The sequence below is a fragment of the Micromonospora sp. DT68 genome (assembly GCF_049847245.1).
GTDB lineage: Bacteria > Actinomycetota > Actinomycetes > Mycobacteriales > Micromonosporaceae > Micromonospora > Micromonospora profundi.
On record NZ_JBNCNZ010000001.1, the window covers coordinates 420,040 to 435,683 of the forward strand.

Genomic DNA, 15,644 nt, shown 5'->3' on the forward strand with positions numbered 1-15,644 from the left:
GCCCGGAGACGGCGGCGGCCGCAAGATCCGTGCAACTTCACTGAAACTGTTGCCTCCACGCGACCTGAGCCCACACCTTCCCTGTAGTTGTGCGGATCTTGCAGGGCGCGGGGCGCGGGGCGCGGGCGCGGGGCGCGGGCGCGGGCGCGGGGCGCAGGGGCGGGGCGCGGGTCGCGGCGCGGGGCGCGGGTTGCAGTGCGCGGCGTGCGGGGGCGGGGGCGAGATGCGGGGCGGGGCGCGGGGCGCGGCGCGTGCGGCTTGGGCATGGGCGGAATGGGTCGTCTGTCGGTGCGCGGGGATAGGCTTGTCGTCGTGCACCCCCCGTCCGACCGGACGAGGGGCAGCCGTCGTGTGCGTCGACCCCCCTGGAAGGATTCCCTTGCTCACCGGTCTGTTCTCCGCCGCCCTGGCCGACCCCGGGCTGGCCCGGGCGCGTGACCTGGCGCGCTCCGGTGCCGCCCAGGTCGACGGCCTCGACATCACCGCTCCCGCCGCGTTGCGTCCGTTCGCCGTCGCGGCGGTCGCCGCCGACAACGAGGGTGCCGGCCGACCCGTGCTGGCGGTGACCGCCACCACCCGCGAGGCCGACGACCTGGCCGCCGCGCTGGGCGGGTTGCTGCCGGCCGACCAGGTGGTGGTCTTCCCCTCCTGGGAGACGCTGCCGCACGAGCGGCTCTCCCCACGTTCGGACACGGTGGGTCGACGCCTGGCTGTGCTGCGCCGGTTGGCGCACCCCGGGTCGGCCGACGCGCACGGCAGGACCGGCCCACTGCGGGTGGTCGTCGCCCCGGTCCGCTCGCTGCTGCAACCGCAGCTCAAGGGGCTCGGTGACCTGGAGCCGGTGCAGCTCGCCGCGGGCGAGGAGGCCGACCTGGAGGCTGTCGCCCGCCGGTTGACCGACATGGCGTACGCCCGGGTCGACCTCGTCACCAAGCGCGGTGAGTACGCGGTGCGCGGCGGCATCCTCGACGTGTTCCCGCCCACCGACGAGCACCCGTCGCGTGTCGAGTTCTGGGGCGACGAGGTGGAGGAGATCCGTACCTTCGCCGTCGCCGACCAGCGGACCATCGAGCAGGTCCCGCTGCTCTGGGCACCGCCCTGCCGCGAGCTTCTGCTCACCCCGGCGGTGCGCGACAGGGCCGCCGCGCTCGCGCAGGAACACCCCGAGCTGGCCGAGATCCTCGACAAGCTGGCCGAGGGCATCCCGGTGGAGGGGATGGAGTCGCTGGCCCCGGTGCTTGTCGGCCCCGACTCGCTGGAGTTGCTGCTGGACGCGATGCCGGCCGGCACCCACGTCCTGCTGTGCGACCCGGAGCGGATCCGCACCCGGGCGCACGATCTGGTGCGTACCTCGGAGGAATTTCTCCAGGCCAGCTGGGCCGCGGCCGCTGTCGGCGGCCAAGCCCCGGTGGACGTCGGCGCCGCTGCTTTCCGCACCCTCGCCGAGGTCCGCGCGACAGCCGGCAGGCTCCGCCAGCCGTGGTGGACGCTGTCCCCGTTCGGCCTGGTGGAGGCCGAGACGGCCGAGACGCGTCAGCCCTGGGAGGACGCGCCCGAGCAGGCAAGCGTCACGCCGGACGACGCCATCGCGGTGACCCTCGCCGCCCAGCCGGCCCCGCTCTACCACGGCGAGACCGCCCGGGTGGTCGACGACATCAAGCGCTGGGCCGGTGAGGGCTGGTCCGTAGCGCTTGTCTTCGAGGGGCACGGCCCTGCCCAGCGGGCGGTGGAGGTGCTGCGCGACGCAGGGCTTGGCGCCCGCCTGACCGAGGAGGTGCCGACCGCTCCCGCGCCCGGCGAGCTGATCGTCACCTGCGGCGCGCTGGGCAGCGGGTTCGTCGACGAGGCGTCCCGGTTCGTGCTGCTCACCGGCAACGACGTCACAGGCGGTCGGGGCACCTCGACGCGGGACATGCGCAAGATGCCGAGCCGGCGGCGCAACACCATCGACCCGCTGGAGCTCAAGGCCGGCGACTTCGTGGTGCACGAGCAGCACGGCATCGGCCGGTACGTCGAGCTGGTGCAGCGCACCGTCAACGGCGCCAGCCGGGAATACCTTGTCATCGAGTACGCGGCCAGCAAGCGGGGCCAGCCCGGTGACCGGCTGTTCGTCCCCACCGACCAGCTCGACCAGCTGTCCCGCTACGTGGGCGGTGAGCAGCCGACCCTGCACAAGATGGGCGGCTCGGACTGGCAGAAGTCCAAGGCGCGGGCCCGCAAGGCGGTCCGGGAGATCGCCGCGCAGCTCATCCAGCTGTACGCGGCCCGCAAGGCGTCCAAGGGGCACTCGTTCGGGCCGGACACCCCCTGGCAGCGGGAGTTGGAGGACGCGTTCCCCTGGCAGGAGACGCCCGACCAGCTTGCCGCGATCGACGAGGTCAAGCGGGACATGGAGCAGACCGTCCCGATGGACCGGCTGATCTGTGGCGACGTCGGCTACGGAAAGACCGAGATCGCGGTACGGGCGGCGTTCAAGGCGGTGCAGGACGGCAAGCAGGTGGCGGTGCTCGTGCCGACGACGTTGCTGGTGCAGCAGCACTACAACACGTTCGCGGAGCGGATGAACCAGTTCCCGGTGCAGATCCGGCAGCTGTCCCGGTTCCAGACCGCGAAGGAGACCGAACGGACGCTGGAGATGGTCGCCGACGGCACCGTCGACATCGTCATCGGCACCCACCGGCTGTTGCAGACCGCCACCCGGTTCAAGCAGCTCGGTCTGGTGATCGTCGACGAGGAGCAGCGGTTCGGTGTCGAGCACAAGGAGCACCTGAAGACCCTGCGTGCCTCGGTGGACGTGCTGAGCATGTCGGCCACCCCGATCCCGCGGACCCTGGAGATGGCGATCACGGGCATCCGGGAGATGTCCACCATCGCCACCCCGCCGGAGGAGCGGCACCCGGTGCTCACATTCGTCGGCGCGCAGGACGACCGGCAGGTCGCCGCGTCCATCCACCGCGAGCTGCTGCGCGACGGGCAGGTCTTCTACCTGCACAACAGGGTCGAGTCGATCGACCGGGCGGCACGCCGGCTGCGGGAGCTGGTGCCTGAGGCGCGGGTCGCGGTGGCGCACGGCCAGATGGGCGAGGACGCCCTGGAGAAGGTGATGGTCGGCTTCTGGGAGAAGGAGTTCGACGTCCTGGTCTGCACGACGATCGTGGAGTCCGGCATCGACATCCCGAACGCCAACACCCTGATCGTGGAGCGGGCCGACCTGCTCGGCCTGGCCCAGCTGCACCAGATCCGTGGCCGGGTGGGCCGGGGTCGCGAGCGGGCGTACGCGTACTTCCTCTATCCGCCGGAGAAGCCGCTCACCGAGCACGCCCACGAGCGGCTGGCCACCATCGCCCAGCACACCGAGCTGGGCGCAGGCATGTACGTGGCGATGAAGGACCTGGAGATCCGGGGCGCCGGCAACCTGCTCGGCGGTGAGCAGTCCGGCCACATCGAGGGCGTGGGCTTCGACCTGTACGTGCGGATGGTCGGCGAGGCGGTCTCCGCGTTCAAGGGTGAGCGGCCGGAGGATGAGGTCGACGTCAAGATCGACCTGCCGGTCGACGCGCACCTGCCGCACGACTACGTGAGCGTCGAGCGGCTGCGCCTGGAGATGTACCGCAAGCTCGCCGAGGCCCGCGACGAGGAGCGTCTGCGCGAGGTCGTGGCCGAGATGACCGACCGGTACGGCGAGCCGCCCGCCCCGGTGCAGAACCTGGTGGCGGTGGCCCGGTTCCGCCTGCTGGCCCGCCGGTACGGCCTGACCGACGTGTCGATGCAGGGCAAGCACGTCCGGTTCGGTCCGCTGCCGCTGCCTGACTCGAAGCAGTTGCGGCTCAAGCGCTACCACCCGGACGCGGTCTACAAGCAGGCCACCGACCAGGTGAGCGTGCCCCGGCCGAGCACCCGCCGGATCGGGGGCGAGCCGCTGCGCGACCAGGCGCTGCTCGAATGGTGTGCCCAGTTGCTCTCCGACGTGTTGGGCGCCCCGGCCGTGGCCGCGCCCGCCTGACCGGGCCGTGTCTGACCGGGCGGCGTCCGGCCGGGCCGCGACCGTCCGGCCGGCCCGCGACCACCGGCCCGCGACCGCCTGACCCTGTGGTCTCCTGCCGGCCAGGGCTGGTGTCGCTCCGACACTTGCCCTGGCCGGCGGGCGGACGGAGGTGGGGGGTGTCACAACACCCGGTGACGGCGTGAGAGAGTGGCAGCCATGCGTGCTCGCCGTCTTGTCGCCGTCGCCAGTGTCTCGCTGGGCCTCGTCGCCCTCTCCGGTTGCCGTGCTGAGCCGGGTACCGCCGCCTACATCGGTGACCAGCGCATCACCGACAGCGAGGTCACCGCCGCGATGAACGACCTGCGGACGAAGAACCCGACGCCGACCGCGGCGCCGGATGCCAGCGGCCAGCCGGCGGCGCCGGGGCCGCAGCTGCCCGAGTTGGCGGACGTGGTCCGGGTGTTGGTGCTGACGAACGTGTGCGAGAAGGTCTCCGCCGAGGAGGGCTACCAGCCGCGCAGCCAGGTCTCGGCCGACCAGGCCGCCCAGCAGCTCGGCCTCACCCCCGACACCGGGTACGTGCGGGAGATGGCCAAGCTCTTCACCTGCCTGTCCGGGTTGCCGGCCGAGCCCGTCGAGCCGACCGAGCAGGAGATGGCCGACGTGATCGCCGCCGGCCGCGGGGGAGGCAACATCCCGCCCGAGGTGTCCGATGAGGACGCCGCCCGTCAGCTCGACGGCGAGCAGCTGCGCGGTGCGCTGGGGACCAAGCGGGTCCTGGCCGAGGCGGTCGAGCGGTACGACGTGACGATCAGCCCCCGGTACCGTCCGCTGGAGTTCCCGCTGCTCAGCTTCTCCGGCGACGTGGCCGCGGTGAGCGTTCCCCTGGGCGAGCCGGATTCCGGCGCGGTCACTGATGTCTCCACCCCGACGACGGACCCGTCGAACGCGAACCCGGACTCGCACTCGCATGGCGAGGGCACGGCCAGCTGAGCATGACGGCACGGATCGTCCTGCTTGTCACATCGCCACGGCTGCCGGCCGGTCTGCTCACCGCCGCCGCCTGGGACGTCGTACGCCGGCACCCGGTGTTGACCGGCGCGGAGAGCGAGTCGGTGACGGCGGTGCGTCAGGCGGGCGCCGACGTCACTGTGGTGGACGGTCCGGCGACGCAGCCGCTGCTTGACGCGGTGGCGGCGCACGGCACTGTGGTCTGGCTGGCCGGTCCTGCGGGCGATGAGGCGCTGGCCCGGGAGCTGGGCATGCGGCTGGCGCGGGAGCCGGGGCTGGCCGAGATGGAGCTGATGTACGGCTCGTGGGATCCGCCGGGCGCGCGGCTGCTCGACGCGGTGGCCGTGCTGGACCGGCTGGCATCGCCGGGCGGTGACCCGTGGAAGCGGGCGCAGACGCACCGCAGCCTCGCGGGTTATCTGCTGGAGGAGAGCTACGAGGCGTACGACGCGATAATCGCCGACGACACCGACGCGCTGCGCGAGGAGTTGGGCGACGTGCTGCTCCAGGTGGTGCTGCACGCCCGGCTCGCGGAGGAGTTGCCCGAGGGCGAGCGGTGGACCATCGACGATGTGGCCGGTGGCCTGGTCGACAAGATGATCAGGCGCAATCCGCACGTCTTCGCCGGCGTGGAGGCCGGCACGCTTGAGGAGATCACCGAGAACTGGGAACGGATCAAGAAGGTCGAGAAGGCGCGTGACTCGGTGCTGGACGGCATCGCGCTGAGCCAGCCCGCCCTCGCCCTGGCCACCCAGATCCTGGACCGCGCCGCCCGCGCCGGCCTGCCCGTCGTGCTTCCGCCACCGGCCGCCCAGCCGGACGAGGAAACCCGCCTGGGTGCCAGCCTCCTGGCCGCTGTCGCCGCGGCCCGCGAGGCGGACCTGGACCCCGAGAAGGCCCTACGCCACACGACCCTCGCCACGGCCGATGCCATCCGCGCATCCGAACCGACGCCCTGATCCCACCGCACGTTGGTGATGAACCGCCACCCGCCTCGGCGTTGATCAACGAGGTGCGGGGGTGGGGGTCGGTACTGTGGGTTGGTGGAAGAGTTTGGGGTTTTGGCGGAGCGGGTCGTTGAGGCTCTGCTGGAGACGCGACCGGGTGTCGCCACCGCTGCGGGGGATCACCGGTTCGACGACCGGCTACCCGATCTGTCCGCCGACGCGTTGGCCGCCGACCGGGCGATGCTCTCCGACGCGGCCAACGCGCTGTCCGAGTTGGACCCCGACGCGCTCGACACCGACGAGCAGGTGGATCACGCGCTGCTCACCTCATTCGTGGATCGGGAACTTTTCGAGCTGACCGAGATCCGGTCGCACGAGTGGGATCCACTGCGCCACAACCCCGGCCCGCTGCTGCACGCGCTGCTGGCCCGCCCGTACGCGCCGGTCGAGGTGCGGTTGACGCAGATGGCCGGCCGGCTCGCCGCCGTACCCGATGCGCTCGCGACCGCCCGCGCGACGCTGCGGGACATGCCGCGGGTCCACGCCGAGACGGCGGTCGGGCAGTTCGCCGGCACGGCCGCGCTGATCCGCGACGAGCTGCCGCCGCTGCTCGCCCAGGCGCCGGGCGCCCTCGACCGGGTCGAGCCGGCGGCCACTGCGGCGATCGCGGCCCTGGAAGAGTTCGTGGCGTGGCTGCGCACCGGCCTGGCCGCCGACGCTGGCCCGGGGCGCGATCCCCGGCTGGGCCGCCGCCGCTGGGAGGCGCGACTCTGGCACACCCTCGACACCGAGTTGGGCGCCGCCGAGATCCAGCGCCGCGCCTGGGCCAATCTGGACCGGGTCACCGAGGAGATCCGCGAGGCGGCCGTCGAGCTGGTCGGTGGTCCGGCCGACGACGCGGCGGTACGCCGGGCACTCGACGTGCTCGCCGCCGAGCACCCCGACGACGCGACGATCGTCGAACTGGCCGGGGTGACCCTGGACGAGGCCTCCGACTTCGTCCGCATGCACGACCTGGTCACACTTGTCGACGACAGGTGCGTGATTCAGGAGATGCCGGAGTTCGCGCGGGGCGTCGCCGTGGCGTACTGCGACTCGCCAGGCCAGCTGGAAACCGCTGCCGTGCCCACGTTCTACTGCATCGCGCCAACCCCGTCGGCATGGCCGGCGCAGCGGGTCGAATCGTTCTACCGCGAATACAACGACCACATGATCCGCAACCTGACGGTGCACGAGGCGATGCCGGGGCACTTCCTCCAGCTCGCCCACGCCCGCCGTTACGTCGGTGCCACCCGGGTCCGGGCGCTGGCCCAGTCCGGCCCGTTCATCGAGGGCTGGGCGGTGTACGCGGAGGAGCTGATGGCGGGCCTCGGCTACGGCGGCGTGCCGGTGCGGTTGCAGCAGCTCAAGATGCAGCTGCGGATGACCATCAACGCGTTGCTCGACCAGTTGGTGCACGCCGAGGACCTGCCCGAGGCCGAGGCGATGGCGTTGATGACCGGGCGCGGCTTCCAGGAGGAGGGCGAGGCGGCCGGCAAGTGGCGTCGGGTGCTGCTCACCTCGACGCAGCTGTCCACCTACTTCGTGGGCTACAGCGAGGTGGCCGAGATCGCCGCCGCCCGCCCCGAAGGGGTCTCAGCGCGCGAATGGCACGACGCGATGCTCGGCCACGGCTGCCCGCCGCCGCGCCACCTGCGTACCCTGCTCGGCGTCTGACCTGACCGCCGCCTGCCGGCGGCGGTCACCGCCGCCCGGCGGTCACCGTCGCGTCGATGAGCCAGCGCGAGATCGAGTACGCCGGAGGCAGCTCCGCCGGCAGCGCATCCAGGCCGAACCAGCGGGCCTCGGTCAGCTCCCGACCGTCGGCCACCGGCTCGGCGTACGGGTCGGCGGCACGGGCTGTGAAACCGGCGAGCAGCACCCCGGGGCCGGAGATCGCCCACGGCTGGCTGCCGTGGTAGGCCAACTCCTCGACGGTCAGGCCGACCTCCTCGCCGACCTCCCGGCGCACCGCCGCCTCCAGTGTCTCGCCGGCCTCGACGAAGCCGGCGACCAGAGCCCACAGCTCGGTCGGCCCGGTGGCGTGCCGTACCAGCAACAGCTCGTCGGGATGGCCCGCCCGGCCGGGGCGGGTGATGGCGGTCAGCACCGCGACCGAGAGTTGCATCGGCACGTACAGGCCGCAGTCGGGGCAGCGCCGGGAGGTCTCGCCGGGCTGGTCGGTCAACTCGGCCCGGCAGGCGCCGCACCATCGGTGGGTACGCCGCCAGGTGGTCACCGCCAGCGCCCGGCCGGCAAGCGTGGCGAGGGGTTCGGGCACCTCGGCGGCGAGTGACGCCCAGCGTCGCGCCCGACCGGGGAAGGCGTCGGCGTTTGTGAGATCGGTTGTCCACGCAGGCACCCCGTCGAGGGTGCCCACGGGCGTCCACGAGGTGTCGGCGGGCAGGTCGCCGACCCTTGCCACCGCCCCGTGGGCGGTGGTCAGCAACTTCGCCCCGAGCACCGGCAGGGCGAGGTCGGTGGGTGCCGGCAGGCGGTCGGGGTCGACTCCCGGCAGGAAACCGGCGCGCTGCCCAGAGGCGGAGGGCTGGACGGTCACGAGCCGCCCGGTCGGCGGTCCACCACGCCGGCGCCGGGCGGCGGGTCGAACGCGTCCTTCTGCACCGTCTCGCTGTAGCGGCTCAGCGCCAACTCCGTGGGCTTGCCGTCGACCGGGCCGTTGAAGCTGCCCAGCACGCCCTCGGTGGTCACGCAGGCGGTGAAGTTGCCGTCGGCGCGCTGCACCTCGACGCAGGCGGCGTGGCGGCCGGCGATGGTGGTGTCGCTCTGCTTGATCACCGCTTCCGGGTCGAGCGCGGCGGCGGTCAGCATGCCGATCACCACGGGAGGGGTGACCAGGCCCTGCTGGTTGGCCTCGGCGAAGAGCGCCACTGTGGGCTTGGTGCCGGGGGTGGGAGGTGTGACGAGCGTGCACGCCATGCGGCCGCCGGTCTCCGTGCAGCGGGTGACCGCTTCCGGTGTGACGGTGAGCCGCCCACCCGGATAGATGTACGCGGAGCGCGCCGGGTCCTGCGCCTGCACGATCCCGGCGGCCTGGCCGCCGGGAAGCTGGTAGTCGGCCGAGTAGGTCAACTCCAGCGCCCGGTCGAGTCGGGCGGCGAGGTCGTTGACGAGATCGGAGCGGCCCATGGCGCGTCCGGCGTCCTCGAATGTCTGACAGCCGGTGACCGTGAGCGACGCGATGACCGACACGGCGAGCATGCGGAGGGTGGTCGAGGCGGCGGGCATGGCGACCAGCCTGGTCGATCGGGTCGGCGCAGCGCAAACTCGTTGCCGGTTGAGGCCCGGAAATACGGGAATGTCCGTCAGTGCGGGCCGAGTCGGGTGCGCGGGCGACGCCGTGCCCGTTCCCGCCGCCCGATACGCTGCGTTCAACACCTGCCTCAGCCGCACCGTCGCGGCCCACCCACGGACCGGATATCAACAACGAGGAGCGACTCAGTGGCAACCATCGAGGGAATCGTCGCCCGGGAGATTCTCGACTCGCGGGGCAACCCCACGGTCGAGGTCGAGGTCGGCCTGGACGACGGCACCGTGGCCCGCGCCGCCGTGCCCTCCGGCGCCTCCACCGGCGCCTTCGAGGCGATCGAGCTGCGCGACGGTGACGCCGGCCGCTACCAGGGCAAGGGCGTGGAGAAGGCGGTCTCCAACGTCGAGGACAAGATCGTCGACCAGATCATCGGGTACGAGGCCAGCGAGCAGCGGCTGATCGACCAGAAGATGCTCGACATCGACGGCACCGACAGCAAGTCGGAGCTGGGCGCGAACGCCATCCTCGGCGTCTCCCTCGCGGTCGCGAAGGCCGCCGCCGGCAGCGCCGAGCTGAGCCTCTTCCGCTACCTGGGTGGCCCGAACGCGCACCTGCTGCCGGTGCCGATGATGAACATCCTCAACGGTGGCGCGCACGCCGACTCCAACGTCGACATCCAGGAGTTCATGATCGCGCCGATCGGCGCGCCCACCTTCCGTGAGGCGCTGCGCTCCGGCGCGGAGGTCTACCACGCGCTGAAGTCGGTGCTGAAGAAGAAGGGCCTGTCGACCGGGCTCGGCGACGAGGGCGGCTTCGCGCCGAACCTGCCGACCAACGCGGCGGCCCTGGATCTGATCGCCGAGGCTGTCGAGAAGGCCGGCTACCGGCTCGGCACCGACATCGTGTTCGCCCTCGACGTGGCGGCGACCGAGTTCTTCGACAACGGCACCTACACCTTCGAGGGTGCCGGCAAGTCCGCCGAGGACATGAGCACCTACTACACCAAGCTGGCCGACGAGTACCCGATCGTGTCGATCGAGGACCCGCTGGCCGAGGACGACTGGACCGGCTGGCAGACGCTCACCGCGTCGATCGGTGACCGGGTGCAGATCGTCGGTGACGACCTGTTCGTGACCAACCCGCTGCGCATCGCCCGCGGCATCGCGGAGAAGGCGGCGAACGCCGTGCTGGTGAAGGTCAACCAGATCGGCTCGCTGACCGAGACCCTGGACGCTGTGGACCTGGCGCACCGCGCCGGCTTCAAGTGCATGATGAGCCACCGTTCCGGCGAGACCGAGGACACCACAATCGCCGACCTGGCGGTGGCCACCGGCTGCGGCCAGATCAAGACGGGTGCGCCGGCCCGCTCGGACCGGGTCGCCAAGTACAACCAGCTGCTCCGGATCGAGGAGGAGCTGGGCGACGCGGCGCGCTACGCCGGTGCCGGCGCCTTCCCGCGCTACCGTTCGGCCTGAGACGCGTAGAAGCCTCGGGGGAGGGGTGTGACGATGCAGCAGCGCCGCACACCGGGTGGTCAGCGTCCCGCCCGCCGGCCGGGTCAGTCCGGCCGGCCGGGCGGTGGCCGGGCCACCCGTGGGTCGGTCCGGGACGCGGGCGTACGCGCCGAGCCGCGTGGCGCTGCCGGCCGGGCACCGAGCGCCGCCCGGGGTGCTGAGGGCGGGCGTTCCGCCAACCGTCCGGCCGCTGCCCGACGTACCGCCTCCGGTGGTTCCGTCAAGCGCCTCTCCGCACCCCACCCCCGTCGCTTCACCGGCCGGGCCACAGTGCTGTTCGCGGTGCTCATCGCGCTCGCTCTCGCGTACACCTATCCGGTTCAGGTCTACCTGGACCAGCAGGCCGACATCGAACGGATGGAGGCCGTGCAGGCGGCGCAGGAGGAGGAGATCGCGAAGCTCGCCGCCGAGGCGGCGAAGTGGAAGGACGACGAGTACATCAAGACGCAGGCCCGGGAACGGTTCTTCATGGGCGAACCGGGCGAGAAGATGATGGTGGTGCTGCACGACCCGGAGGGCGCCGCCCGCGACGCCGGGAAGTCCGACGGCCCGGCCACACCGGCCGGCCCAACGACCTGGTACGACACGCTCTGGTCGAGCGTGCGGGCTGCGGACAGCCAGCAACCGGGAAAGTGATCCACCGACCAGCACACCAGGAGAGATGGGCACCGTGACTGTCGTACCACCGTCGGAGTCGGCGGCGGATTCCGTACCTCTGCCGCAGCGGGAGCCGGCCACCGAGGCCGACCTGGCCGCGGTGGCGGCGCAGCTCGGCCGTACTCCCCGGGGCAGCCGTGCGGTGGCGCACCGCTGCCCGTGCGGCCTGCCGGATGTGGTGGAGACGACGCCCCGCCTGGCCGACGGTACCCCGTTCCCGACGCTGTTCTACCTGACCTGCCCCCGTGCGACGGCGGCGTGCAGCCGGCTGGAGTCGGCCGGGCTCATGAAGGAGATGGCCGAGCGGCTGGCAGCCGATCCGGAGTTGGCGGCCCACTATCGCGCGGCGCACGAGGACTACCTCGCCCGGCGGGAGGCGATCGACGAGGTGCCGGAGATCGCCGGGATCTCCGCCGGTGGGATGCCCGGGCGGGTGAAGTGCCTGCACGTGCACGTCGGGCACGCGCTGGGCGCCGGCCCGGGTGTGAACCCGTTCGGCGACGAGACGTTGGCGCTTGTCGAGCCCTGGTGGACGACAGGCCCGTGCGTGGACGTGCCGGCGGCCGAATGAGCGCGCAGGCCGGGCCCTCGGCGCCCGAGAGTCAGATTCTGGTACGGCGGGCACGCACCGGGGACGTACGGGGCATCCGGCGGCTGGTCGACACGTACACCGATGACCGGCGGCTGCTGAGCAAGGCCACCGTCACCCTCTACGAGCAGGTGCAGGAGTTCCGGGTGGCGGTCCGCCACTCCGACGACGCCGTGGTGGGCTGCGGGGCGCTGCACGTGATGTGGGAGGACCTGGCCGAGATCCGCACTGTGGCGGTGGACCCGTCGTGCCGGGGCCGGCGGATCGGGCACCGGCTGGTGGGCGAGCTGATCGATGCCGCCCGGGAGTTGGGCGTGGCACGGATCTTCGTGCTCACCTTCGAGACGCAGTTCTTCGGCGCGTTCGGTTTCCGTGAGATCGACGGCGCGCCGGTGCCGCAGCCGGTGTACGAGCAGCTGCTGCGCTCGTACGACGAGGGTGTCGCGGAGTTCCTGGACCTGGAGCGGGTCAAGCCGAACACCCTCGGCAACACCCGGATGCTGCTGCGGCTCTGAGCGCGCGGGATCCCGTCCGGCAGCTGTCGTAGGGTTGCGGGGTGACGACGCGTGTGGCGGCCATCGACTGCGGGACCAACTCGATCCGACTGTTGATCGCCGACCTGCCGGACGAGTCCGCCGGCCCCGAGGCGCCACTTGTCGACGTGACACGGCGGATGGAGATCGTCCGGCTGGGTCAGGGCGTGGACCGCACCGGGCGGCTCGCGCCGGAGGCGATCGAGCGGACCAGGGTGGCGCTGGCGTCGTACGCCGCTGACATCGAGAAGTTGGGTGCCCAGCGGGTGCGGATGTGTGCCACGTCGGCCTCCCGCGACGCCGCGAACGCCGCCGACTTCACCGAGATGGTGCAGCGCACCCTTGGCGTGGCGCCCGAGGTGGTCACCGGCGACGAGGAGGCCCGGCTGTCGTTCACGGGCGCGGTGCGTGGGCTGCCCGCCGACGCGAAGGAGCCGTTCCTGGTCGTCGACATCGGCGGCGGTTCGACCGAGTTCGTGGTCGGTGACCGGGCCGGTGGGGTGCGGGCGGCGATCTCGGTCGACATCGGTTGCGTCCGGATGACCGAGCGGCACCTGCCCGGCGATCCGCCGACGCCCGAGCAGGTGGCGGCAGCGCAGGCCGACATCGCGGCAGTGGTGGACAGGGCGCTCGCGGCGGTGCCGGGCCGCGAGGCGGCCACCCTCGTCGGTCTCGCAGGGTCGGTCACCACTGTTGTCGCGCTCGCGCAGGGCCTGCGGGAGTACGACCCGGAGCGCATCCACCACGCCCGGGTGTCGTACGAGGCGGTCGCCCAGGTGACCGCGGAACTGCTGGGGCAGACCCGTGAGCAGCGGTTGGCGAACCCGGTGATGCATCCGGGTCGGGCCGACGTGATCGGCGCGGGCGCGCTGGTGCTCCGCGTGATCATGGAGCGGGCGGGGATGCCGTCGGTGGTCGCCTCGGAGCACGACATCCTCGACGGCATCGCCTGGAGTCTCCAGCCCGCCGCGCGCTAGATCGATTGGCCGTCAGAGGGTCGGGGACGGGACATTCCAGGGACCGGTGCGGCACGCCGTGTCAGTTCCGTTGACGCTACTGCGTATTGCGCACTAGTGTGCAATACGTGGACACCACACAGTTGTTGAAGGGCGTGCTCGATCTGGCCGTCCTCGCCGTGCTCCGCGAGGAGGACGGCTACGGCTACGACATCCTGCGCCGGCTCCGCGAGGCCGGCCTGGACGAGGTCGGCGACGCCTCCGTCTACGGCACGCTGCGCCGACTCTTCGCCGCGGGACTGCTCACCACCTACGTCGTGCCGAGCGAATCGGGCCCGCACCGCAAGTACTACTCACTCAACGCCGCCGGGCGTGACCAGTTGACCCGCTCCGGCAAACTCTGGCGCTCGTTCGCCACCACAATGGACAGTCTGCTCGACGATCGGGGGCTGGCGGCATGACCGTCACGGAGCAGGAGATCACCGACTATGTGACGCGGGTCCGGGCCGCTCTGGCCGACCTGCCGCCGGGTCAACGCGACGAGCTGACCGAGGACCTGGCCGACCATCTGAACGAGGTCGCCGCCGAGTCCGAGGGCACTCTCGTCGAGCGGCTGGGCGAGCCGGAGACGTACGCCGCCGAGCTGCGTGCCGCGGCCGGCGTCGGTGCGGTCCGCGGGCGCAACCTCGACCAGCGGGCCGCCGCCGTACTGGCCAGGCTCCAGGGCCGGCTCCGGGTGCTCGACACGGGGCTCGGCCCCGCCCTGGGGTACGAGACGGCAAGCGACTTCCTCCGGTTGCTGCGGCCCGCCTGGTGGGTGCTGCGCGGTTACCTGGCGGCCATGCTGCTCACCGTGATCACCACCGGGGGCGCCTTCGGTGTGCTGCCCCGGTTCGGCGGCGAACTGCTCGCCGGTCTGATCATGTTGGTCGCCTTCGTGCTCGCCTCGATCTGGCTCGGCCGTCGCTCCGCCCAGTTGAGTCGCTGGCCGCGCTCGGCGCTTCAGGTCGGCAGCGCAGTGCTCGTGGTCTTCGCGCTCTCCGCCCTGGTCCAGGCCGAGGACCGGATGCGCTACGGCGACTACGGCGTCGACCCGGCGTCGATCAACAGCCCTTACGACCGGGTCCGGGACGTCTTCGTCTACGACAGTGAGGGCCGGCTGGTGGAGAACGCCCGGCTCTTCGACCAGAACGGCGACCCGATCCGCCTGGGCTACCCGGACTGTGAGGGCCGCATCGACGAGTACGGCAACCCGCTGCTGCGGCCCTACCCGTACTGCGTGGAGCAGGCGCCCTTCGGCCATCGCGCGCCGGGCGTGCCGGTGCGACCCGAAACGCCGAACGTGACACCCACACCGACACCGGAAGCGCCGACACCGCCGGACCCGACCGCGACGACCACCGGTGAGCCCGCGGCGAGTCCGACCACGACTCCGACCGCGACGCACAGTAGCGATCCGACGCCGACTCCGACGAGCTGAAATGCCAGGTGACATAGACCATGCACAGGAAGCTGGGAAATAGCTGAACGGACGAGGCGAGCGGGGCAGCGCCGTAAATCAATGATCGTTACGGTGTCGTCTGCTCATCCAGCCCTCGGAAGGAATCCCGTTGTCAGAGCAGGTCGCACCGCCCCCCGCGCCCGACGCCGCAACATCCCAGCCGGCCGTCGCGACGCCGCCTCCGGGCCAGTCGGAGGCGAAGAAATCCGGTGCAAAGAAAGCCCTCGGCATCATCGGCACGATCCTCGTGGTCGTCGTCATCGCCGGGCTGAAGTTCGGTATCGGCAGCTACCTGAACAAGGACGAGACCGCCGACGCCAAGGCCGGCGACTGCATCGCCGAGCTGCCCGAGATCACCGGCACCGAGCAGGAGAAGGTCGACGGCGCCAAGGTCGTCGAGTGCACCTCCACCGACGCGGCATACAACGTGGTCGGTCGGGTGGAGGACCAGACCGAGGCCCAGGCCAAGGCCGACACCGCCTGTAACCAGTTCTTCAAGGAAGACGACGAGGGTTACATCTTCTCCAGCATCGCGCCGGGCAAGACCGGCTACGTGCTCTGCCTGACCAAGAAGGCCTGACCGGAGCACCGGCAAAGCAAACACCAGCATCGATGGCGGCGGGGGACGCTTCCCCGCCGCC

14 protein-coding genes are annotated in these 15,644 nt (G+C 71.8%); 12 read left to right on the top strand and 2 right to left on the bottom strand.

Annotated features, from left to right (window positions below; genetic code table 11):
• The first annotated feature begins 379 nt into the window (after nucleotides 1-379).
• The 4 genes from mfd to ACPXB1_RS02080 all read left to right on the top strand — a co-directional run bounded on the left by mfd (nucleotide 380) and on the right by ACPXB1_RS02080 (nucleotide 7,659).
• Nucleotides 380-4,003: a transcription-repair coupling factor gene (mfd, locus tag ACPXB1_RS02065; RefSeq protein ID WP_355596835.1), complete on the top strand. Its 3,624-nt coding sequence runs from the start codon at nucleotides 380-382 to the stop codon at nucleotides 4,001-4,003.
• Between the two features lie 198 nt (nucleotides 4,004-4,201).
• Nucleotides 4,202-4,978 (top strand): hypothetical protein, encoded by a 777-nt coding sequence (locus ACPXB1_RS02070; RefSeq protein ID WP_355596837.1) that lies wholly within the window; start codon nucleotides 4,202-4,204, stop codon nucleotides 4,976-4,978.
• 2 nt (nucleotides 4,979-4,980) lie between these two features.
• Nucleotides 4,981-5,955, top strand: a complete 975-nt coding sequence (locus ACPXB1_RS02075) for a nucleoside triphosphate pyrophosphohydrolase (protein WP_355596839.1) — start codon at nucleotides 4,981-4,983, stop codon at nucleotides 5,953-5,955.
• 84 nt (nucleotides 5,956-6,039) lie between these two features.
• Entirely contained in the window at nucleotides 6,040-7,659 is a 1,620-nt protein-coding gene (locus ACPXB1_RS02080; RefSeq protein ID WP_425734714.1) for a DUF885 domain-containing protein, read from the top strand.
• Nucleotides 7,660-7,684: 25 nt separating this feature from the next.
• Here ACPXB1_RS02080 and ACPXB1_RS02085 read toward each other — a convergent pair whose 3' ends face one another.
• Nucleotides 7,685-8,542, bottom strand: coding sequence for an NAD(+) diphosphatase (locus ACPXB1_RS02085; protein WP_355629387.1), 858 nt, complete (start codon nucleotides 8,540-8,542; stop codon nucleotides 7,685-7,687).
• Nucleotides 8,539-9,231 (bottom strand): hypothetical protein, encoded by a 693-nt coding sequence (locus tag ACPXB1_RS02090; protein WP_355596845.1) that lies wholly within the window; start codon nucleotides 9,229-9,231, stop codon nucleotides 8,539-8,541. The genes ACPXB1_RS02085 and ACPXB1_RS02090 overlap by 4 nt, the downstream gene beginning before the upstream one ends.
• Nucleotides 9,232-9,444: 213 nt before the next feature.
• Between ACPXB1_RS02090 and eno the strand changes: the two genes are divergently transcribed.
• From eno to ACPXB1_RS02130, 8 genes are all read left to right on the top strand, one after another.
• Nucleotides 9,445-10,728, top strand: a complete 1,284-nt coding sequence (gene eno / locus ACPXB1_RS02095) for a phosphopyruvate hydratase (RefSeq protein WP_053655345.1) — start codon at nucleotides 9,445-9,447, stop codon at nucleotides 10,726-10,728.
• A gap of 33 nt (nucleotides 10,729-10,761) precedes the next feature.
• Nucleotides 10,762-11,403 (top strand): FtsB family cell division protein, encoded by a 642-nt coding sequence (locus ACPXB1_RS02100; RefSeq protein ID WP_425734768.1) that lies wholly within the window; start codon nucleotides 10,762-10,764, stop codon nucleotides 11,401-11,403.
• Between the two features lie 34 nt (nucleotides 11,404-11,437).
• Complete coding sequence (locus ACPXB1_RS02105) at nucleotides 11,438-11,995, top strand: DUF501 domain-containing protein (RefSeq protein ID WP_355596847.1); 558 nt, start codon at nucleotides 11,438-11,440, stop codon at nucleotides 11,993-11,995.
• The gene (locus ACPXB1_RS02110; RefSeq protein ID WP_355596849.1) at nucleotides 11,992-12,528 is read left to right on the top strand and encodes an amino-acid N-acetyltransferase; all 537 of its coding nucleotides are present in this window, start codon (nucleotides 11,992-11,994) and stop codon (nucleotides 12,526-12,528) included. Before ACPXB1_RS02105 ends, ACPXB1_RS02110 begins: the two co-directional genes overlap by 4 nt.
• A gap of 53 nt (nucleotides 12,529-12,581) precedes the next feature.
• Nucleotides 12,582-13,523 (top strand): Ppx/GppA phosphatase family protein, encoded by a 942-nt coding sequence (locus ACPXB1_RS02115; protein ID WP_355629413.1) that lies wholly within the window; start codon nucleotides 12,582-12,584, stop codon nucleotides 13,521-13,523.
• A 107-nt stretch (nucleotides 13,524-13,630) separates the two neighbouring features.
• On the top strand, nucleotides 13,631-13,963 hold the full coding sequence (locus ACPXB1_RS02120) for a PadR family transcriptional regulator (protein ID WP_355596851.1): 333 nt from the start codon (nucleotides 13,631-13,633) through the stop codon (nucleotides 13,961-13,963).
• Nucleotides 13,960-14,982, top strand: a complete 1,023-nt coding sequence (locus tag ACPXB1_RS02125) for an HAAS signaling domain-containing protein (RefSeq protein ID WP_355629384.1) — start codon at nucleotides 13,960-13,962, stop codon at nucleotides 14,980-14,982. Before ACPXB1_RS02120 ends, ACPXB1_RS02125 begins: the two co-directional genes overlap by 4 nt.
• A gap of 130 nt (nucleotides 14,983-15,112) precedes the next feature.
• Complete coding sequence (locus ACPXB1_RS02130) at nucleotides 15,113-15,583, top strand: LppU/SCO3897 family protein (RefSeq protein ID WP_355596855.1); 471 nt, start codon at nucleotides 15,113-15,115, stop codon at nucleotides 15,581-15,583.
• The last annotated feature ends 61 nt before the right edge of the window (nucleotides 15,584-15,644 follow it).